This is a genomic window from Stenotrophomonas sp. 2201_Sma, from assembly GCF_056486685.1.
The window spans coordinates 3,120,154-3,138,867 of record NZ_CM151329.1 but is presented as its reverse complement, the minus strand read 5'-3'; the positions used below and the strand labels follow the sequence as shown (position 1 = coordinate 3,138,867).

The 18,714-nt window shown below is 66.5% G+C and carries 16 protein-coding genes; 12 read left to right on the top strand and 4 right to left on the bottom strand.

The window, feature by feature from the left end:
• Nucleotides 1–4 precede the first annotated feature (4 nt).
• From nusA to ACZLIF_RS14585, 7 genes are all read left to right on the top strand, one after another.
• On the top strand, nucleotides 5–1,516 hold the full coding sequence (nusA, locus tag ACZLIF_RS14615) for a transcription termination factor NusA (RefSeq protein WP_053518673.1): 1,512 nt from the start codon (nucleotides 5–7) through the stop codon (nucleotides 1,514–1,516).
• A gap of 92 nt (nucleotides 1,517–1,608) precedes the next feature.
• On the top strand, nucleotides 1,609–4,251 hold the full coding sequence (infB, locus tag ACZLIF_RS14610) for a translation initiation factor IF-2 (protein WP_053518674.1): 2,643 nt from the start codon (nucleotides 1,609–1,611) through the stop codon (nucleotides 4,249–4,251).
• A 123-nt stretch (nucleotides 4,252–4,374) separates the two neighbouring features.
• A complete protein-coding gene (rbfA, locus tag ACZLIF_RS14605) occupies nucleotides 4,375–4,758 on the top strand; it encodes a 30S ribosome-binding factor RbfA (protein ID WP_053518676.1) in 384 nt (127 codons plus the stop codon).
• Nucleotides 4,759–4,869: 111 nt separating this feature from the next.
• Nucleotides 4,870–5,778 (top strand): tRNA pseudouridine(55) synthase TruB, encoded by a 909-nt coding sequence (gene truB, locus ACZLIF_RS14600; RefSeq protein ID WP_065181858.1) that lies wholly within the window; start codon nucleotides 4,870–4,872, stop codon nucleotides 5,776–5,778.
• Nucleotides 5,779–5,950: 172 nt separating this feature from the next.
• Entirely contained in the window at nucleotides 5,951–6,211 is a 261-nt protein-coding gene (rpsO, locus tag ACZLIF_RS14595) for a 30S ribosomal protein S15 (RefSeq protein ID WP_005417886.1), read from the top strand.
• A 151-nt stretch (nucleotides 6,212–6,362) separates the two neighbouring features.
• Nucleotides 6,363–8,471 (top strand): polyribonucleotide nucleotidyltransferase, encoded by a 2,109-nt coding sequence (gene pnp / locus ACZLIF_RS14590; RefSeq protein ID WP_053518678.1) that lies wholly within the window; start codon nucleotides 6,363–6,365, stop codon nucleotides 8,469–8,471.
• 136 nt (nucleotides 8,472–8,607) lie between these two features.
• Complete coding sequence (locus tag ACZLIF_RS14585; protein ID WP_128988819.1) at nucleotides 8,608–10,170, top strand: winged helix-turn-helix domain-containing protein; 1,563 nt, start codon at nucleotides 8,608–8,610, stop codon at nucleotides 10,168–10,170.
• Here the strand turns inward: ACZLIF_RS14585 and ACZLIF_RS14580 are convergent.
• On the bottom strand, nucleotides 10,139–11,197 hold the full coding sequence (locus tag ACZLIF_RS14580) for a serine hydrolase domain-containing protein (RefSeq protein WP_128988817.1): 1,059 nt from the start codon (nucleotides 11,195–11,197) through the stop codon (nucleotides 10,139–10,141). The genes ACZLIF_RS14585 and ACZLIF_RS14580 overlap by 32 nt on opposite strands.
• 249 nt (nucleotides 11,198–11,446) lie before the next feature.
• Here ACZLIF_RS14580 and ACZLIF_RS14575 point away from each other — a divergent pair, with 249 nt between their 5' ends.
• Complete coding sequence (locus ACZLIF_RS14575; protein ID WP_128988815.1) at nucleotides 11,447–12,637, top strand: glycoside hydrolase family 18 protein; 1,191 nt, start codon at nucleotides 11,447–11,449, stop codon at nucleotides 12,635–12,637.
• A gap of 37 nt (nucleotides 12,638–12,674) precedes the next feature.
• Here the strand turns inward: ACZLIF_RS14575 and ACZLIF_RS14570 are convergent, their stop codons facing one another.
• From ACZLIF_RS14570 to ACZLIF_RS14560, 3 genes are read right to left on the bottom strand one after another with little or no spacing between them, the layout of a single operon-like run.
• Nucleotides 12,675–14,234 (bottom strand): PepSY-associated TM helix domain-containing protein, encoded by a 1,560-nt coding sequence (locus ACZLIF_RS14570; RefSeq protein ID WP_128988813.1) that lies wholly within the window; start codon nucleotides 14,232–14,234, stop codon nucleotides 12,675–12,677.
• A 10-nt stretch (nucleotides 14,235–14,244) separates the two neighbouring features.
• Nucleotides 14,245–14,508, bottom strand: a complete 264-nt coding sequence (locus ACZLIF_RS14565; protein ID WP_053518684.1) for a hypothetical protein — start codon at nucleotides 14,506–14,508, stop codon at nucleotides 14,245–14,247.
• Nucleotides 14,508–14,804 (bottom strand): hypothetical protein, encoded by a 297-nt coding sequence (locus tag ACZLIF_RS14560; RefSeq protein ID WP_053518685.1) that lies wholly within the window; start codon nucleotides 14,802–14,804, stop codon nucleotides 14,508–14,510. The genes ACZLIF_RS14565 and ACZLIF_RS14560 overlap by 1 nt, the downstream gene beginning before the upstream one ends.
• Nucleotides 14,805–15,235: 431 nt before the next feature.
• Here ACZLIF_RS14560 and thrS point away from each other — a divergent pair, with 431 nt between their 5' ends.
• The 4 genes from thrS to rplT all read left to right on the top strand — a co-directional run bounded on the left by thrS (nucleotide 15,236) and on the right by rplT (nucleotide 18,563).
• Nucleotides 15,236–17,137, top strand: coding sequence for a threonine--tRNA ligase (thrS, locus tag ACZLIF_RS14555; RefSeq protein ID WP_128988811.1), 1,902 nt, complete (start codon nucleotides 15,236–15,238; stop codon nucleotides 17,135–17,137).
• Between the two features lie 48 nt (nucleotides 17,138–17,185).
• Nucleotides 17,186–17,728, top strand: coding sequence for a translation initiation factor IF-3 (gene infC, locus ACZLIF_RS14550; protein ID WP_079222586.1), 543 nt, complete (start codon nucleotides 17,186–17,188; stop codon nucleotides 17,726–17,728).
• Between the two features lie 266 nt (nucleotides 17,729–17,994).
• On the top strand, nucleotides 17,995–18,192 hold the full coding sequence (rpmI, locus tag ACZLIF_RS14545) for a 50S ribosomal protein L35 (protein WP_005410436.1): 198 nt from the start codon (nucleotides 17,995–17,997) through the stop codon (nucleotides 18,190–18,192).
• An 11-nt stretch (nucleotides 18,193–18,203) separates the two neighbouring features.
• Nucleotides 18,204–18,563, top strand: coding sequence for a 50S ribosomal protein L20 (gene rplT / locus ACZLIF_RS14540; protein WP_005410435.1), 360 nt, complete (start codon nucleotides 18,204–18,206; stop codon nucleotides 18,561–18,563).
• Nucleotides 18,564–18,714: the final 151 nt, after the last annotated feature.

The following is an 18,714-nucleotide window of genomic DNA, read 5'->3' as shown; positions in this document are numbered from 1 at the left end:
GCCAATGAGCAAGGAACTGTTGCTGGTAGTCGACGCGGTCGCCAACGAGAAGGGCGTGCCGCGTGAAGTGATCTTCGATGCCATCGAGGCCGCCCTGGCCTCGGCAGCGAAGAAGCGCTATCCCGACGAGGAAGTGCTGACCCGCGTGGTCATCGACCACAAGGATGGCAGCTACGAAACCTTCCGTCGCTGGGAAGTGGTGGCCGATGACGTGGTCATGGAGTCGCCCGACCGCCAGATCCGCCTGATGGACGCCATCGATGAAGCCGAGGGCGTGGACGTCGGCGATTACATCGAAGAGCAGATCGAGAACCCGGACTTCGGCCGCATCGCCGCCCAGGCCGCCAAGCAGGTGATCGTGCAGCGCGTTCGCGAAGCCGAGCGCCAGCAGGTCGTGGACGCATGGAAGGACCGCGTCGGCGAGCTGATCACCGGTGTGGTCAAGCGTGCCGAGCGCGGCAACATCTACGTCGACCTCGGCGGCAACGCGGAAGGCTTCATCCCGAAGGACAAGGGCATTCCGCGCGACGTGCTGCGCGCCGGTGACCGCGTCCGCGGCTACCTGGCCGAAGTGCGCTCGGAGCCGCGTGGCCCGCAGCTGTTCATCAGCCGCGCCGCACCGGAGTTCATGATCGAGCTGTTCAAGCTGGAAGTGCCGGAAGTCGGTCAGGGCCTGGTGGAAATCAAGGCCTGTGCCCGCGATCCGGGCGACCGCGCCAAGATCGCCGTGCTGGCCCACGACCAGCGCACCGATCCGATCGGTGCCTGCATCGGCATGCGCGGTTCGCGCGTGCAGGCGGTGTCCAACGAGCTCAATGGCGAGCGCGTGGATATCGTGCTGTGGAACGACAACCCGGCCAACTTCGTCATCAATGCGATGGCGCCGGCCGAGGTGCAGTCGATCATCGTCGATGAGGACAAGCACTCGATGGATCTGGCCGTTGCCGAGGACCGCCTGGCCCAGGCGATCGGCAAGGGTGGCCAGAACGTGCGCCTGGCCAGCCGCCTGACCGGCTGGCAGCTCAACGTGATGACCCAGGACCAGGTCACCGCCAAGTCGGAGGCCGAGCAGGCTTCGGCCCGCCAGCTGTTCATGGACAAGCTGGAAGTGGACGAGGAGATCGCCGGCATCCTGGTCAGCGAAGGCTTCGGCACCGTCGAGGAAATCGCTTATGTCCCGGTCGGCGAACTGCTGGCCGTGGAAGGTTTCGACGAGGATATCGTCGAAGAGCTGCGCGCTCGTGCCCGCGATGCGCTGCTCAATGAGGCCCTGGCAGTCGAGGAAGGCCTTGAAGACGGCCAGCCGGCGCAGGACCTGCTGTCCCTGAAGGGCATGGACGAAGCCACCGCGTATGCGCTGGCCGGCCACGGCGTGCGCACCAGCGAGGATCTCTCCGACCTGGCCGCCGACGAGGTCGTGGACTTCGGCATCGAAGGGCTGGACCAGGAGCGCGCCGCCGCGCTGATCCTGGCCGCGCGTGCCGAGGAGATCGCCCGACTGGAACGCGGCGAATGAGCCGGCAATGAACAGGGCCCTGAGCCGCTCAGGGCGTAGAATCCGCGCCACCTCCAGATGCGGGGGGGCGCCCACAAGATCATAGGATCCGAATGTCGCAGCAAACCACCATCCGCAAGCTTGCCGAACTGGTCAACACACCGGTCGAAAAACTGCTTGAACAGCTGGCCGGTGCCGGCATGAAGTTCAGCGGTCCCGACCAGGTCGTGACCAGCACCGAGAAGGTGAAGCTCCTGGGCTTCCTTCGTCGTTCGCACGGCAAGCCCGAGCAGGCGCCGGAAGAGACCGATCAGTCTGCAAAGAAGATCACCCTCAACCGCCGTAAACAGCAGGAAGTGACGGTCAATTCCGGTCGCAGCAAGACGACCGTGAATGTCGAGGTGCGCCAGAAGCGTACCTACGTCAAGTCCGATGGTGGCCGTGCGATGACTCCGGACGAAGAGCGCGCCGACATCCTGCGCAAGCTGGAAGAGTCGCGCGCCCGCAACCTCGCCGAACAGCAGGCATTGGCCGAGAAGGACCGTCTGCGCGACGAGGCCATCGTCCGTGCACGCGAGGAAGAGATTGCCGCCAAGGAGCGTGCCGAAGCCGAGAAGAAGGCTGCAGAGGAAGCAGCGGTTGCCGCCAAGGCCGCCGAGGCGCTGGCCGCCAGCCAGCCGAAGACGCGCGCTCCGATCGACGAAACCGCACCGCGTCCGCCGCGTACCCCGGCCGCAGCCCCGGCTGCCCCGCGTGGCGCTCCGCCACGCAGCGATGACCGCAACAACCGCAGCGCGCCGCGCAACGAGCGTGGCCCGGGCGATCGTTTCTCCGGCCAGATGCACCTGTCGGCCGCCGACCGTGCACGTCGTGGCAACAGCAACAGCACGACCCGTGGTCGTCCGGGCGGCCGGAACCAGGCCGGCGGCCGTCGCGACATGTCGCGCGGTGGCAGCAACGCCGGTCCGCATGCCTTCGAACGTCCGACCGCACCGGTCGTGCGTGAAGTGGCGATCGGCGACACGATCACCGTGGCCGACCTGGCGCAGAAGCTCGCGCTGAAGGGCGGCGAGGTGGTCAAGGCGCTGTTCAAGATGGGCGTGATGGCCACCATCACCCAGTCCATCGACCACGACACGGCGGCGCTGGTGACCGAGGAACTCGGCCACAAGGCGATCCGTGCCAACGACAACGACGCCGAAGACGCACTGCTGGCATCGACCGGTGAAAACCAGGGCGAAGCCGTGCAGCGCCCGCCGGTGGTCACCATCATGGGCCACGTCGACCACGGCAAGACCTCGCTGCTGGATTACATCCGCCGCACCAAGGTCGCCACCGGCGAAGCCGGCGGCATCACCCAGCACATCGGTGCGTACCACGTGGATACGCCGAAGGGCGTGATCAGCTTCCTGGATACCCCGGGCCACGCGGCCTTCACTTCGATGCGTGCCCGCGGTGCCAAGCTGACCGATATCGTGGTGCTGGTGGTCGCTGCCGATGACGGCGTGATGCCGCAGACCAAGGAAGCGATTCAGCATGCCCGTTCCGCCGGCGTGCCGCTGATCGTGGCAATCAACAAGATCGACAAGTCCGACGCCGATCCGATGCGGGTCAAGAACGAACTGCTGACCGAGCAGGTCGTGGCCGAAGACTTCGGTGGCGACACCCAGATGGTGGAGATCTCGGCCAAGACCGGCCTGGGCATCGACGACCTGCTGGACGCCATCTCGATCCAGGCCGAACTGCTGGAGCTGAAGGCTGTCGATGAAGGCCGCGCGTCCGGCGTGGTGATTGAATCGTCGCTGGACAAGGGCCGCGGCCCGGTCGCCACCGTGCTCGTGCAGCAGGGCCGCCTGAAGAAGGGCGATTACCTGGTGTGCGGCATCCAGTACGGCCGCGTGCGAGCGCTGTTCGACGAAACCGGCAAGCAGCCGGAGTTTGCCGGCCCGTCCATCCCGGTGCAGGTCCTGGGCCTGTCCGGCGTGCCGGAAGCCGGTGACGACTTCGTGGTGGTCGAGGACGAGCGTCTGGCCAAGGACGTTGCCCAGCAGCGTGAGACCAAGCGCCGCGAGTCGCGCCTGGTCGCCACGGCGGGCAGCCGGATGGAAGACATCATGGCGACCCTGGGCAAGGGTGAGGGCCAGCAGGTCCTCAACCTGGTCATCAAGGCCGACGTGCAGGGTTCGGTGCAGGCGCTGAGCCAGGCCCTGGTCGCGCTGTCCAACGACGACATCCGCATCAACGTGATCCACTCCGGCGTGGGCGGCATCACCGAGTCGGACGCCAATTCGGCTGCCGCCTCCAAGGCCACCGTCATCGGCTTCAACGTGCGTGCGGATGCTTCGGCCCGTCGCATCATCGAATCCAACGGCGTGGACCTGCGTTACTTCTCGATCATCTATGACGTGATCGATCAGGTGAAGCAGGTGGCCTCCGGTCTGCTGGGCGTGGAGATCCGCGAAGAGATCATCGGTATCGCCGAGGTCCGCGATGTCTTCCGCAGCTCCAAGCTGGGCGCCGTCGCCGGCTGCATGGTCATCGAAGGCGTGGTCAAGCGCAGCAAGCCGATCCGCGTCCTGCGCGACAGCGTGGTGGTGTTCGAAGGCGAGCTGGAATCGCTGCGTCGCTTCAAGGAAAACGTCGAGGAAGTCCGCAACGGTACCGAATGCGGTATCGGCGTGAAGGCTTACAACGACGTCAAGCCGGGCGACCAGATCGAGTGCTTCGAGCGCATCGAAGTGCCGCGTACCCTGTAATGCTGCAACGGACCGGCCCTCGCGGGCGGGTCCACCCCTGGTGGCGCCCGACCCCGGTCGGGCCGTCTCTCCCGGTAGGGCCCGACCTTGGTCGGGTCACATTCAATTCAAGAGCCCGACCGCGTGCCCAAGACTTTCCATCGAACCGACCGTGTCTCCGCCCAGCTGCGCCGTGAACTCGGCACCCTGGTGCACAACGCCGTGCGCGAGCACGGGTTGCCCTCGGTGAGCGTGTCCGACGTGGAAATCACCCGCGACATGGCCCATGCCAAGGTCTTCGTCACCGCGCTGATGCCGGAACGTTCGGCCGAAGCGGTGGCCGGCCTGAAGGAACTGGGCTATCGCCTGCGCATGGACCTGGCCCGGGCGATGAAGCTGCGCCACGTGCCGGAGCTGCATTTCCATTACGACGACTCGGTTGATCGGGGCGAGCACATCGACAACATCCTGCGCGATCTGCCCGACACCGTGGCTGCCGAGAAGCGCCGCGAGAGCGACGAAGAATAACCGCGCGACGCCGGGCATGCCCGGCGTTGCTGCATTCCGGCTGCGCGATGTCTGATGCAGGCCGCGCCGCGCGCTTGCCGGGCATGGTCCGGCGCTACACCCGTATCTGTCATGACCCGAATTCAGTTCCGCCGCCTGGACGGCATCCTGCTGCTCGACAAGTCGACCGGCATGAGCTCCAACGCTGCCCTGCAGGTGGCGCGCCGCCTGTTCCGTGCCGAGAAGGGCGGGCATACCGGCAGTCTCGACCCGCTGGCCACCGGCCTGCTGCCGTTGTGCTTCGGCGAGGCGACCAAGATCGCCGGCCTGCTGCTGGGCTCGGCCAAGGCCTATGACGCCGAGATCGTGCTCGGCCAGACCACCGACACCGATGACGCCGAAGGCGAGGTGCTGCTGCAGCGCCCGGTACCGCAGATCACTGCTGACGTTCTGCAGGCCGCGCTGGCACCGCTGACCGGCAGCATCCGCCAGCGGGCCCCGATCTATTCAGCGCTGAAGCAGGGAGGCGAGCCGCTGTACGTGAAGGCCCGCCGCGGCGACGCCATCGAGGCGCCGGAGCGGCAGGTCCAGGTGCATGCCATCGAGGTCCTGGAACAGCAGCCCGAGCGGCTGCGCCTGCGCGTCACCTGTGGCTCGGGTACCTACATCCGCAGCCTGGCGCGTGATCTCGGCGAGGCGCTGGGCTGTGGTGCGCACATCAGCGCCCTGCGCCGGCTGTGGGTGGAGCCGTTCCGCGAGCCGGCGATGGTCACCCTGGACCAGCTGCGGGCCATGGTCGAAACGGGCGACCTGGCGGCCATGGATGCGCTGCTGCTGCCGCTGGCCGACGGTCTGGCCGGGTATCCGCGGGTCGAGCTGGACGCCGGCCAGACGCAACGGTTCTGCATGGGACAGCGGTTGCGCGATGCCGGCTGGCCGCGCGGTCTGGTGGCGGTGTTCGGTCCGGACGCCGCTGTCCAGGGCCTCGGTCAGGTCGATGACAGTGGCCTGCTGGCCCCGCAGCGCCGCTTCAACCTCTGAGCAGGGCGGGGCGGTTCAGCCCCGGTCCTTGTCCCCGGAGCCCCTGGCCGTTACAATTTCGCGGCCATTTTCTGGCAGCCTGCCCCGCGCAGGTTTCATCCCTGTAGTCCACGGCGAGCCTGGCGGTGCGCGAAGCGCGTTCCTGCCGGCCACGCATCACTGAGAAAAAGACATGTCGATCGACACCCAGAAGGTCATTGAAGACAACAAGCGCAGCGCCGCCGACACCGGCTCCCCGGAAGTCCAGGTGGCCCTGCTGACCGCCCGCATCGAACTGCTGACCGGTCACTTCAAGACCCACAAGAAGGATCACCACAGCCGCCGCGGCCTGCTGCAGATGGTCAACCGCCGTCGCAGCCTGCTCGACTACCTGAAGAAGAAGGACGTCGAGCGTTACAAGGCCCTGATCGAGAAGCTTGGCCTGCGTCGCTAAGCAACGAATCCCCCGCGGCGCAGCGATGCGCCGCGGTTTTGTTTTGTAGTACCGCAATCCCCGATTCAGGCCGGAACGATCCGGTCACCCGCTGGCGGCAAGGGTCGCCGACGGTCCAAATTCGCAGACAGCATCCCCAAGGACACCCTCCGTGGCAAAAATCACCAAAACCTTCCAGTACGGCAAGCACACCGTCACGCTTGAGACCGGCGAAGTCGCCCGTCAGGCCAGCGGCGCCGTCATCGTCAAGATGGACGACACCGTACTGCTGGTCACCGCCGTCGCCGCCAAGAGCGCGCGCGAAGGCCAGGACTTCTTCCCGCTGACCGTCGACTATCAGGAGAAGTTCTACGCCGGCGGCCGCATTCCGGGTGGTTTCTTCAAGCGCGAAGGCCGTGCGACCGAGAAGGAGACCCTGATCTCGCGTCTGATCGACCGTCCGATCCGTCCGCTGTTCCCGGAAGACTACAAGAACGAAGTGCAGATCATCGCCACGGTGATGTCGCTGAACCCGGACGTGGACGGTGACATTCCGGCCCTGATCGGTGCTTCGGCGGCCCTGGCTCTGGCCGGCACCCCGTTCATGGGTCCGATCGGCGCTGCCAAGGTCGGTTACAAGAACGGCGAGTACATCCTGAACCCGACCGTCAGTGAACTGGCTGACTCGCAGCTGGAACTGGTCGTTGCCGGTACCTCCAACGCCGTGCTGATGGTCGAATCCGAAGCCGCGCTGCTGTCGGAAGAAGTGATGCTGGGCGCCGTGACCTTCGGTCACCGCGAAATGCAGAAGGTCATCAACGCGATCAACGAGCTGACCGTCGAAGCCGGCACCAAGCCGTCGACCTGGGAAGCCCCGGCCAAGAACGAAGCGCTGATCGCCGCCCTGAAGGAAGCCATCGGCCCGCGCCTGGGCGAAGCCTTCCAGGTGCGTGACAAGCTGCAGCGTCGCGATGCCATCTCGGCGATCAAGAAGGACGTGGTCGAAGCCCTGGCCGGCCGCGTGGCTGCCGAAGGCTGGAACCCGGCCGAGCTGTCGAAGGAATTCGGCGAACTGGAATACCGCACCATGCGCGACTCGGTGCTGGACACCAAGGTCCGCATCGACGGCCGTGCGCTGGATACCGTCCGCCCGATCTCCGTGAAGACCGGCGTGCTGCCGCGTACCCACGGCTCCTCGCTGTTCACCCGCGGCGAAACCCAGGCCATCGTGACCATCACCCTGGGCACCGCCCGCGACGGTCAGGTCATCGATGCCGTTGCCGGTGAGTACAAGGAAAACTTCCTGTTCCACTACAACTTCCCTCCGTTCTCGGTGGGTGAGTGCGGCCGCATGATGGGTCCGAAGCGCCGCGAGATCGGCCACGGTCGCCTGGCCAAGCGCGGCGTGCTGGCTGTCATGCCGTCGCTGGAAGCCTTCCCGTACACCATCCGCGTCGTCTCGGAAATCACCGAGTCGAACGGTTCCTCGTCGATGGCCTCGGTCTGCGGTTCGTCGCTGGCCCTGATGGACGCCGGCGTGCCGGTGAAGGCCCCGGTGGCGGGTATCGCCATGGGTCTGGTCAAGGAAGGCGACCGCTTCGTCGTCCTGTCCGACATCCTGGGTGACGAAGATCACCTGGGCGACATGGACTTCAAGGTGGCCGGTACCGCTGAGGGCATCTCTGCCCTGCAGATGGACATCAAGATCGAAGGCATCACCGAAGAGATCATGAAGCAGGCGCTGCAGCAGGCCAAGGCTGGCCGTCTGCACATCCTGGGCGAAATGGCCCACGGCCTGACCGCTCCGCGTTCGGAACTGTCCGACTACGCGCCGCGCCTGCTGACCATCAAGATCCACCCGGACAAGATCCGCGAAGTGATCGGCAAGGGTGGCTCGACCATCCAGGCCATCACCAAGGAAACCGGCACCCAGATCGACATCCAGGATGACGGCACCATCGTCATTGCCTCGGTCAACGCGATCGCTGCCCAGGCCGCCAAGGCCCGCATCGAGCAGATCACCTCGGACGTCGAGCCGGGCCGCATCTACGAAGGCAAGGTCGCCAAGATCATGGACTTCGGCGCGTTCGTCACCATCCTGCCGGGCAAGGACGGCCTGGTCCACGTCTCGCAGATCTCCAGCGAGCGCGTCGAGAAGGTCGGCGACAAGCTGAAGGAAGGCGATGTGGTCAAGGTCAAGGTGCTGGAAGTCGACAAGCAGGGCCGTATCCGTCTGTCGATGAAGGCCGTGGAAGAAGGCGAGGGCGCCAGCGCCGAATGATCGACCCACGGTCGATCACGGCAGGTGTCAACCCGGGTTGAGCACCGCCGCTGACATCGCTGGAATGAGAAAGCGGGCTTCGGCCCGCTTTTTCTTTGTCCGGCATCCTGAGCGGGCTTGCCGCTATGCTGTTGTCATGGACCTCCTGCGCCTGCTCGACCTGGACATCGACCGCCCGGCGCAGCGCGTGAGCCGGGCCGGTGAGGCCCTGCCCATCAGTGGCCTGAGCTGGACCCTGTTCGACGTGCTGCTTGCACACGGCACCCGTGTGGTGGATTTCGACACGTTGGCGGCCCAGGTCTGGGCACCTGCGGTGGTTGGTGAGGATGCGGTCAGTCAGCGGGTGAAACTGCTGCGGCAGGCACTCGGCGATGACAGCCGTCGGCCGCGCTACATCCGTTCGGTGCGCGGGCGCGGCTATCAGCTGTGCGCCGCACCGATACCGATGGCACCGCCGCCAGTGATCGGATCGTCACGAGGGCGCTGGTGGTGGGCTGCAGCGCTGGTGGCGGTGGGCGGGTTGGCGGTGGCGGTGCTGGCGTGGCCGGACCAGGCTCCGCCCGCCGCAGCGACGTCCCTGCTGCAGCGCGCGGACTATTACGCCGGCATCGGCCAGGCGAGCAACAACGAACGCGCGATCGCCCTCTACCGCCAGGCACTCCAGGTCGATCCAGAATCCAGCGCGGCCCGGCGTGGGCTGGCACGTGCATTGTCGGCGCAGGGATGCCTGTTCAACGGTTCTCCGCAGCAGATGCACGAAGCGCTGGCGCTGGCCAACTCCGAACGTGCACGGGCGCCGCATGACGGTGCTACGTACGCCCTGCGCGGGTATGCGCATGATTGCCTTGGGCGGATGGACGATGCGGTAGCCGACTACGCGCGCGCGATCCAGCTCGATCCTGCGGACGAGCGCACCCGCGCATCGCTGGCCTACCTGCAGCAGGAGCAGGGCCGCCTGTCGCTGGCGCTGCGCGCCAACCTCGCACTCAAGGCACCCGAACGCATCCGCTTCCGTGATGTGCAGGTGGCGCGCGAAATGGAACTGCTCGGTTTCACCCAGGCGGCAGCGCAGCGCCATGCGCGCAACTTCCAGCTTTACCCGGACAACGTGTTCGCCAACATCGCGTGGCCGCGCAGCCTGTACGTTGCCGGGGCCGCCGGGCGCGCCCGGGAGGAGCTGGCCATCGCATTGACGCGTGGCACACCACATCCCCAGCTGCTGCGCCTACAGGGAGAACTGGCATTGCTGGCCGGTGACACCGCGGCGGCGGCCGAGGCGTTCGCGACGGCGCACCGGCTGCGGCCGCAGCAATCGTTGGGAGAGACGCTGGCGGGCCTGTACGGATCGACGGCCATCGATCCGGCATGGGCACGTGCGCGATTGCAGCGCCTGCCGGCGGGGAGGGGTGATGGTTGGGCCGATGCTGCGCTCGAGCGGGCTCTGCTGTTGCAGTCGGTGGGTGATGCGAAGGCCGCCGTGGCCGCGCTGCACCAGGCGGTGGACGATGGCTTACGCGATGCGGCATGGCTGCGTGCCACGCCGCTGTATGCTCCGCTGCGCAGCGCGCCGGAGTGGGAGCCGCTGCTGGCGCGTATCGATGCGGATGTCGCCAGGCAGCGCGCGCAGGTCCTCGCCGCCGCATGGCGACCCTCCGATCTGTCCGGTCTCAGCGCAGTGCCGGAAGCAGGAACTCAGTGAGAATCCGCCGCGACTGCGGATGGGCGAAGCTGCGGTTGTAGGCTTGGCTGGTGACTACGGCCACGGCATTCCTGTCAGGAATCAGGAAGACATAATTGCCGCCGTTGCCGGACATCGCCCACACGGTCCGCTGCCTGCCCTGCACCGTCAGCTGCAGGCCCCACCATTGGTAGCCGTACTCGCTGCCATCGCCAGTGCGGGCCTGTGGCTGGATCATTGCAGCGATGAAATCACGGGGAACCAGTTGCCGGCCATTGCCGCGCCCCTGATCCAGCACCAGCTGCCCCAGCCGCGCCAGGTCGCGGCTGCGGTAGCGCGTGCCGCCCCCTCCCATTCCGATGCCCTCCGGTGAACGGTTCCAGTGGCTCTCGGTGATGCCCAGCGGACGCTCCAGTGTCCGGGCGGCATAGTCCGACAGTGGCATGCCGGTGGCCCTCTCGAGCACGGCGCCGAGCACGAACGAGTCGGCCGTACAGTACGCGAAGGAACGGCCATGAGGGCTGTCCTCCGGTCGCTGCATCCAGGGCGCGAAGCCCTTCACCGGCAGGGACAGGGCGAAGTCCAGCCAACGCTCGCTCACGTACATGCGCTCTTCGTGGCCGCTCGAGAATGGGTTCTCGTCGTCGCATTCCCACAGGCTGCTCATGGTCAGCAGATCCTGCAGGGTGATGGCGCGCAGGCGCGGGTCGACGACGTGGCGCGCGGTGAATCCGGGGAAGTAGTCGTAGACCCGGGCCTGCACGCCCGGCAGCGCCCCCTCGCCGATGGCGGCGCCGATCAGCAGTGCTGTCACGCTTTTGCTGGCCGAGCGCACATCGTGCAGGGTGCCCGCGTCCGCGCCGTTGAAGTAGCCCTCGTAGACGACGTTGCCGTCGACCTGCAGCAGCACGCTGCGGATCTGCTTGAGGTCATCGCGGGCGATGGCCTGCTCCAGGGCGGGCAGGCGGACGGAGGCAGGCGTTGCGGCGCCGGTGGTGTGGGGTATGAATGCCAGCAGCAGAAGGAGGAAGGGCATCAACGGACGCATGGTCGGGCTCCATCGGAAAGGAGACTGGATTTGAGCCCGGTCCTTCGCTGAAGTGCTGGAAGCGTGTCTGAAGAATTCTGAAGGGTCAGTACCGGCGACGGCAGCGCGCTGTCCTGCCGTGGGGCGTCAGGGACATGTCGATGTCATCCTGCGGGCGTCCGTGCCTGTCCAGTGGACGACATTCGATGAAGCCGCGCCGGGGCGTGATCGGTTTGCTACCGTGGCTGCGCCTTCGAACCGGGAGATCCCATGTTCCGCCAGACCCTGGCCGTCCTTGCCGTACTCGTCACCGCTGCCGTGCCCGGCGCAGTGCACGCTGCGCCGGCGCAGTCGCCCATCTTCGGCGCCTACTACCCCGGTGGCTCGGCCGGGCGCTATCCGGTGTCGGGCATTCCAGCCGAGCGCCTGACGCATCTGTTCTACGCGTTCTCCACCATCGAAGACGGCCGATGCGTGATCGGTGCGGACGCATCGAAGAACGTTGCAGAGCTGGCTGACCTGAAAAAAGCGCATCCGCATCTGCGCACGCTGATCTCGATCGGCGGCTGGGGCGCCGGTGGGTTCTCCGATGCCGCGCTGACCGAAGCCAGCCGCAGGCGCCTGGTCGACTCCTGCATGACGCTGTTCTTTGAACGGCACGCAGGCAGCTTCGATGGCGTGGACATCGACTGGGAGTTCCCGGTCAGTGGCGGCCCGAGGGAACTGGCGCATCGTCCGCAGGACCGGGCCAACATGACGCGCCTGGCGCAGGCGTTCCGTACCGCGCTCGATACGTACGGGCGCAGGGCAGGGCAGCCGATGCTGCTGACCGCCGCGCTGGCCGCTGGCCGGCTGCAGACCGATGGCCCCTATGATCCCGCCGCCAGCTACGACCTGCCGGCGCTGGCCCGGATACTCGATTTCATCAACCTGATGAGCTACGACATGGGTACCGGTTTTTCGGCCGTGTCGACCTTCAACGCGCCATTGCATGAAGTGCCGGCCGACCCGCTGGCGCCGGAGCTGCGGCGGTGGAACAACGTGGCCGGTGCGGTGCAGTACTACCGCGAACATGGCGTGCCGGCGGACAAACTGGTGCTGGGCGTGCCGTTCTACGGGCGCGGCTTCAAGGTGACCGGGGAGACTGCTGACGGCCTGTACCAGGCTTACAGTGCGCCGGCCGATGCCGGCGACTGGCGGGTGATCAAGGCGCGTTACCTCGATCAGCCGGGCTGGACCAGGCACTGGCACCCGCAGGCGCAGAGCCCGTGGTTGTACAACCCGCGGGAGAACGTCTTCATCAGCTATGAAGACCCGCGTTCGATCGGCCTGCGGGCGCAGTTCGCCCGCGAACAGGGGCTGGCCGGTGTCTTCATGTGGGAGCTGACCGGCGACGATGAACAGGCCAGCCTGCTCAACGCGATGCTGGCGCCCTGGCACAAGGCCCGCGTGGGCGATTGAAGGCGCCGCGCTCCGCCGGCATGGCCCGGCGGGGCGGTCAGTCGGCCCAGACGCTGTTGGGGTCGCCGTTGCGCGCCCGGCGTTGGCTGGCCAGCGCCAGGCGCGCAAAGCCGAAGGCCATCGCCAGGGCGACGGCGTCGATCCAGAACAGCGGCCAGTGCCCGGCAGCGGCGGCACGCCACAGCCAGTCACCGTTCAATGCACCATGCAGGACCGGCACCAGCGCGGTCGCGGCCGCAGCGGCCCACAGCAGTTCCCGGGCAGCCTGTGCGGGCCTGCGCAGGAATGCCCACAGCGCGCACGCGGCCCAGCTGCTGAAACAGGCCCAACGGATGCCCGGGTCGACCGCCGCGGGTGCTGCGCGTTCGAGCACCAGCGCTACCACGAACGCCAACGAGATCGCCACGCACAGGCCGATGCAGACACCGACGGTGGCACGCGCCATGTTGACGGCCGCACGCGACTGCTCGGGCTGGCGTCGCTTGCGTCGCGATTCGATCCACAGCAGGTTGCCGGAATAGAACAGGAAGGCGCCGCCGAGCCCCATCAGGAAGTACAACCAGACCACCACGCCGTTGCCGAACTCACCGAAATGAAGCGCATAGGCGGCGCTCAGCGTGGCGTGGTTGGCGTCGCGCTGGCCCGGCAGCTGCGTGGCCAGCACGTCGCCGGTGGCCACATCCAGGGCGACCGCGCCCAGCGGGCCCAGCGTGCCGGTGGATTCGCCGGTGATCTCGATGGTGGCCTTGGCGTCGCCACCATTGGCCAGTTTCAGATAGGCCGGTTCGAAGTTGGCCACGCCCTGTGCGCGGGCCACTTCCAGGGCCCGCGCATGCAGGACCTGCAGGCTGCCCGGCGGTGCCGGAACGCCGCTGGCCTCGCGCACCGGAGCGGTATCCATCGCGGTCGGCACGGCCTGCAGCAGCTTGCCATCGAAGATCAGCGGATTGAGCAGCGCCATCTGCACGAACGCCAGGCAGAGCAGGGCACCGGTGACGGCGAACATCAGATGGAAGGGCAGGCTGAGCACGCCGATCACGTTGTGCGCATCCTGCCACTGCTGCTTGAGGTTGCGGCCCGGGCGCAACGCGAACAGGTCACCCAGCAGTTTCGGCAGGTGGATCACCAGGCCGCTGAGCAGGGCCATGCCGTACAGCAGGCTGACGATGCCCATTACATACACGCCGGCCACCGGCAGGCCCAGGCTGTAATGCAGCTCGTTGACCAGTTCGGCCAGACCGGTCTGCGGCGGCGTCGGGCTGCCGGCGGTGTGTCCCGGCCACGCATAGCGCCAGCTGCCGTCATCGGTCTGCCAGTAGGCCAGCGGCTGCGGATGGTCGGTGCCGGGGAAGGTCATGCCGACATGGCGGCGTGCCTCCGCGTGGGCTGCCAGCACGTCCTCGAGCAGGTGCTGTGCGTCATCCAGGTCCGCGGGCAATGCCGTCGCCGCGCCCGGCGTCTGCCACAACGGCAGGTCATGGTGGAAGAGGGTCAGGGCGCCTGCATAGAAGGCCACGAACAGGCCAAAGCCGGCGACCAGGCCGACCCAGGTGTGCAGGGTGGTGAACGTTCGCAGCGTCTGCGAGGAGAACTTCATGGGGACGGTCTCATTGCACCGCACCGGCCAGGCGCAGCAGGCCGAGCACGGCGAAGCCGGCGCCAGCACTGCCGGCCAGGGCCAGCCAGGCGTGCGCGGCGCGGCGGAAGCTGAACGCCCAGAGGGCGGCCAGCATCCACAGCGGGATGAAGGCGATCAGGGCCGGTACCAGGGCGTGCTGCCATGGGCCGGGCGGCAGCCAGGCCACCAGTCCGGTGGCGGCCGCGGCCAGCAGGAAGCCGGCGAAGATGCCGGCGAGGGCGCGGGCCCACATCAGCGCGGCTCCGCGCCGGGGCGGTGCCAGGCGGCGATGGCCGGCAGCAGCATCGCCGCCAGCATCCAGGTGCACAGCATCGCCACCAGCCCGGCGGCGAAGCCCAGTTCGGCCATCCACAGCCACAGTGCGGCCGCAGCGGCAACCAGGCCGATCTGTCGGCCAAGCCGGCCAGCCCGGCGCAGGCGCGGCCAGCGGCAATGCGGCGAGGCGGCATAGAAGGCCGTCGCCGAGAACATCGCAGACAGCACGCCCAGGCTGCAGAAGCCGAGCGTGGAAAGGCCGACAGTGATCATTGCCGGCAGCCTGCGCGGCGCGAGGGCGGCGAACGCGGGACACGGGCGGGGCCGGCGTAGGCCGGTCGGAGCGGGTGGCGCATCACGAGGTCCTGGGGGAAAGCGGGCAGGCTGGCACGGGGCGGGCTGCCTGGATATGGTAATCATTGCGATTTCAGGCTGCCAGCGACGGCCATTCAGGGGCGCGACGGGGAGTGCTTGGGCTTTCCCGCGCACTGGTCTAAAATCGCAGTCATTATCCTGACTGGAACAAGGTGGCCCGCGCCCAGCGCCGGCCGAGCGTGCGACATGAGCACTACCACCGCCCACGGTTGACCTGCCCCCGAAGGCCCTGCGTTCCAGGCGCCCTCGCGGCGCTTTTTTATTGCCCGGGCGCCTGCCCGGAGCCGCTTTCCAGCCCGCAGCGCGGGCCCCCGCACGAAGCCACTGCGATGATCAACATTACCCTTCCCGACGGCAGCCGCCGCGAGTTCGAAAACCCCGTCAGCGTCATGGACGTCGCCCAGTCGATCGGTGCCGGCCTGGCCAAGGCGACCATCGCCGGCTCGGTCGATGGCGTGCTGGTCGATGCCAGCGACGTCATCGATCACGATGCCAGCCTGCGCATCATCACCGCCAAGGACGAGGAGGGCGTGGAGATCATCCGCCACTCCTGCGCCCACCTGGTCGGCCATGCCGTCAAGCAGCTGTACCCGGACGTGAAGATGGTCATCGGCCCGGTGATCGCCGAGGGCTTCTACTACGACATCTACTCCGAGCGCCCGTTCACCCCGGACGACATGGCCGCGATCGAGAAGCGCATGGGTGAACTGATCGCCCAGGACTACGACGTCATCAAGAAGATGACGCCGCGCGCGGAAGTGATCGAGATCTTCAAGGCGCGTGGCGAGGACTACAAGCTGCGCCTGATCGAGGACATGTCCGACGACATCCAGGCCATGGGCATGTACTACCACCAGGAGTACGTGGACATGTGCCGTGGCCCGCACGTGCCGAACACGCGCTTCCTGAAGGCCTTCAAGCTGACCCGCATTTCCGGTGCGTACTGGCGTGGTGACGCGCAGAACGAGCAGCTGCAGCGCATCTACGGCACCGCCTGGGCCGACAAGAAGCAGCTCGATGCCTACATCAAGCGCATCGAGGAAGCCGAAATGCGCGACCACCGCCGCATCGGCAAGCAGCAGGACCTGTTCCACCTGCAGGAAGAGGCGCCGGGCCTGGTGTTCTGGCACCCCAAGGGCTGGGCGCTGTGGCAGGTGGTCGAGCAGTACATGCGCAAGGTCTATCGCAACAGCGGCTATGGCGAAGTGCGCTGCCCCCAGATCCTGGACGTGAGCCTGTGGAAGAAGTCCGGTCACTGGGACAACTACCAGGACAACATGTTCTTCACCGAGTCGGAGAAGCGCACCTACGCGGTCAAGCCGATGAACTGCCCGGGCCACGTCCAGGTGTTCAACCAGGGCCTGCACAGCTACCGCGACCTGCCGATCCGCTACGGTGAGTTCGGTTCCTGCCACCGCAACGAGCCCTCCGGCGCACTGCACGGCATCCTTCGCGTGCGCGGCTTCACCCAGGACGACGGCCATGTGTTCTGCACCGAGGCGCAGATCGAATCCGAAGTGACCGCCTTCCACCAGCAGGCGCTGGCGGTCTACCGGCACTTCGGCTTCGAGGAGATCCAGATCAAGATCGCGCTGCGGCCGGAATCGCGGCTGGGCGATGACGCCACCTGGGACAAGGCCGAAGGCGCACTGCGCTCGGCGCTGGCCAGCTGCGGCGTGGAGTGGCGGGAGCTGCCGGGCGAGGGCGCCTTCTACGGCCCGAAGATCGAGTACCACCTGAAGGATGCCATCGGCCGTACCTGGCAGCTGGGCACGATGCAGGTCGACTTCATGATGCCCGGCCGCCTGGGCGCCGAGTACGTGGACGAGAACAGCCAGAAGAAGCACCCGGTCATGCTGCACCGGGCGATCGTCGGCTCCATGGAGCGTTTCATCGGCATCCTGATCGAGCACCATGCCGGCCAGTTCCCGGCCTGGCTGGCGCCGACCCAGGTGGTGGTGGCCAACATTACCGACGCCCAGGCCGACTACGTCTCGGGCGTGACCAAAACCCTTGCGGAGCAAGGCTTCCGCGTCAGCTCGGATTTGCGTAACGAGAAGATCGGCTATAAAATCCGCGAGCATACGTTGCAGCGCGTGCCCTACCTGCTGGTCATTGGTGACCGCGAGAAGGAAAATGGGGCTGTGGCGGTGCGTACGCGTTCTGGCGAAGACCTGGGCAGCATGAGCCTGCAGGCCTTCATCGAGCGGCTCCAGGCCGAGGGCGCGTAAGCAAAGGTCCGGTCCGGGGGCACAGGCACCCGGACCGGTTCGATACCCTTGGGAGAACGTAATATCAGCACCCCTGACAACAAACAGAACCGCAAGAATCAGGAAATCCGTGTGCCGCGCGTCCGCGTGATCGGCAGTGACGGAGAAATGATCGGCGTGTTGTCGCGCGACGAAGCGCTGTCCATGGCCGAAGATGAAGGCCTGGACCTGGTCGAAATCCAGCCGCAGGCCGATCCGCCGGTCTGCAAGATCATGGATTTCGGCAAGTTCAAGTTCGAAGCGCAGAAGAAGGCCAGCGAGGCCAAGAAGAAGACCAAGCAGGTCGAGATCAAGGAAGTGAAGTTCCGTCCGGTCACGGACGAGGGCGACTACCAGATCAAGCTGCGCAAGATGCGCGGGTTCCTTGAAGAAGGCGACAAGATCAAGGTCAACATCCGTTTCCGTGGCCGTGAAATGAGCCACCAGGAACTGGGTCGCGAAATGGCCAACCGGATCGAGACCGATCTGGGCGAGGACATCGTCATTGAATCCCGTCCGCGCCTGGAAGGGCGTCAGATGGTCATGATGATCGCGCCGAAGAAGAAGACCTGAGGCCTGACGGGCCGCCTTCCGGGGCGCCTGGCTGAATGGTTCAGGGTAAGGGGACGCCACTGGCGTCCCTTTGCTTTTGCAGGATGCCGGTGAAATGCCGGCGCAAGGGGTGCTGGGGCTGGTGGCAGGGCGGTTTTGCCTGTATCATGCCCGGCTCGACCCACCCAGGACGGGTCGTACGCCGATCATGGCAGGACGGAAAGAGCGGCCCAGGCCGCCGCCAGATCAGTCAGAAACCAGGGTCAAATCCCATCAAGGACATTGCAATGCCCAAGATCAAGACCAACCGGGCAGCGGCCAAGCGTTTCCGCAAGACCGCCTCGGGCAAGTACAAGTGCGGCCACGCCAACCGTAGCCACATCCTCACGAAGAAAGCGACCAAGCGTAAGCGTAATCTGCGTCAGACGGGCCATGTCCGTGCAGAAGACGCAGGCCGTCTGGACCGCATGCTCCCTTACCTCTGAGGAACTGAAAAATGGCACGAGTTAAGCGTGGCGTACAGGCGCGTCGCCGCCACAAGAAGATTCTGGATCTCGCCAAGGGCTATTACAACGCCCGCCGCAAGGTCTTCCGCGTCGCCAAGCAGGCGGTCATCAAGGCACAGCAGTACGCCTACATCGGCCGTAAGCAGAAGAAGCGCAACTTCCGTTCGCTGTGGATCACCCGTATCAATGCGGCTGCCCGCATCAACGGCCTGAGCTACAGCCGCTTCATGAACGGTCTGCTGAAGGCCGGCATCACCCTGGACCGCAAGGTCCTGGCTGACATCGCCGTGCACGACGCAGCCGGTTTTGCTGCGCTGGCCGAAAAGGCCAAGGGCGCGCTGGCGGCATAAGTCCTTCCCGATGCCGTAACCGTTCATCCGGAACGGTGTCAGGTCAAGGCAATGCATGGGGAAGGGCGCAAGTCCTTCCCCATTCTTTTTTGGGTCCCGGCGAGGCCATGGCGGCAGCGCCGGGACGGCGGTGGCGACAGGGGTCGGCCCT

What these genes read in the sequence shown, in the direction of transcription:
- ACZLIF_RS14575 (WP_128988815.1), top strand. Translation starts at nt 11,447, where the DNA reads ATGTTCCGCCAGACCCTGGCCGTCCTTGCCGTACTCGTCACCGCTGCC.
- ACZLIF_RS14580 (WP_128988817.1), bottom strand. Translation starts at nt 11,197, where the DNA reads ATGCGTCCGTTGATGCCCTTCCTCCTTCTGCTGCTGGCATTCATACCC.
- nusA (WP_053518673.1), top strand. Translation starts at nt 5, where the DNA reads ATGAGCAAGGAACTGTTGCTGGTAGTCGACGCGGTCGCCAACGAGAAG.
- ACZLIF_RS14585 (WP_128988819.1), top strand. Translation starts at nt 8,608, where the DNA reads ATGGACCTCCTGCGCCTGCTCGACCTGGACATCGACCGCCCGGCGCAG.
- rpsO (WP_005417886.1), top strand. Translation starts at nt 5,951, where the DNA reads ATGTCGATCGACACCCAGAAGGTCATTGAAGACAACAAGCGCAGCGCC.
- ACZLIF_RS14570 (WP_128988813.1), bottom strand. Translation starts at nt 14,234, where the DNA reads ATGAAGTTCTCCTCGCAGACGCTGCGAACGTTCACCACCCTGCACACC.
- infB (WP_053518674.1), top strand. Translation starts at nt 1,609, where the DNA reads ATGTCGCAGCAAACCACCATCCGCAAGCTTGCCGAACTGGTCAACACA.
- ACZLIF_RS14560 (WP_053518685.1), bottom strand. Translation starts at nt 14,804, where the DNA reads ATGATCACTGTCGGCCTTTCCACGCTCGGCTTCTGCAGCCTGGGCGTG.
- thrS (WP_128988811.1), top strand. Translation starts at nt 15,236, where the DNA reads ATGATCAACATTACCCTTCCCGACGGCAGCCGCCGCGAGTTCGAAAAC.
- rplT (WP_005410435.1), top strand. Translation starts at nt 18,204, where the DNA reads ATGGCACGAGTTAAGCGTGGCGTACAGGCGCGTCGCCGCCACAAGAAG.
- truB (WP_065181858.1), top strand. Translation starts at nt 4,870, where the DNA reads ATGACCCGAATTCAGTTCCGCCGCCTGGACGGCATCCTGCTGCTCGAC.
- rpmI (WP_005410436.1), top strand. Translation starts at nt 17,995, where the DNA reads ATGCCCAAGATCAAGACCAACCGGGCAGCGGCCAAGCGTTTCCGCAAG.
- ACZLIF_RS14565 (WP_053518684.1), bottom strand. Translation starts at nt 14,508, where the DNA reads ATGTGGGCCCGCGCCCTCGCCGGCATCTTCGCCGGCTTCCTGCTGGCC.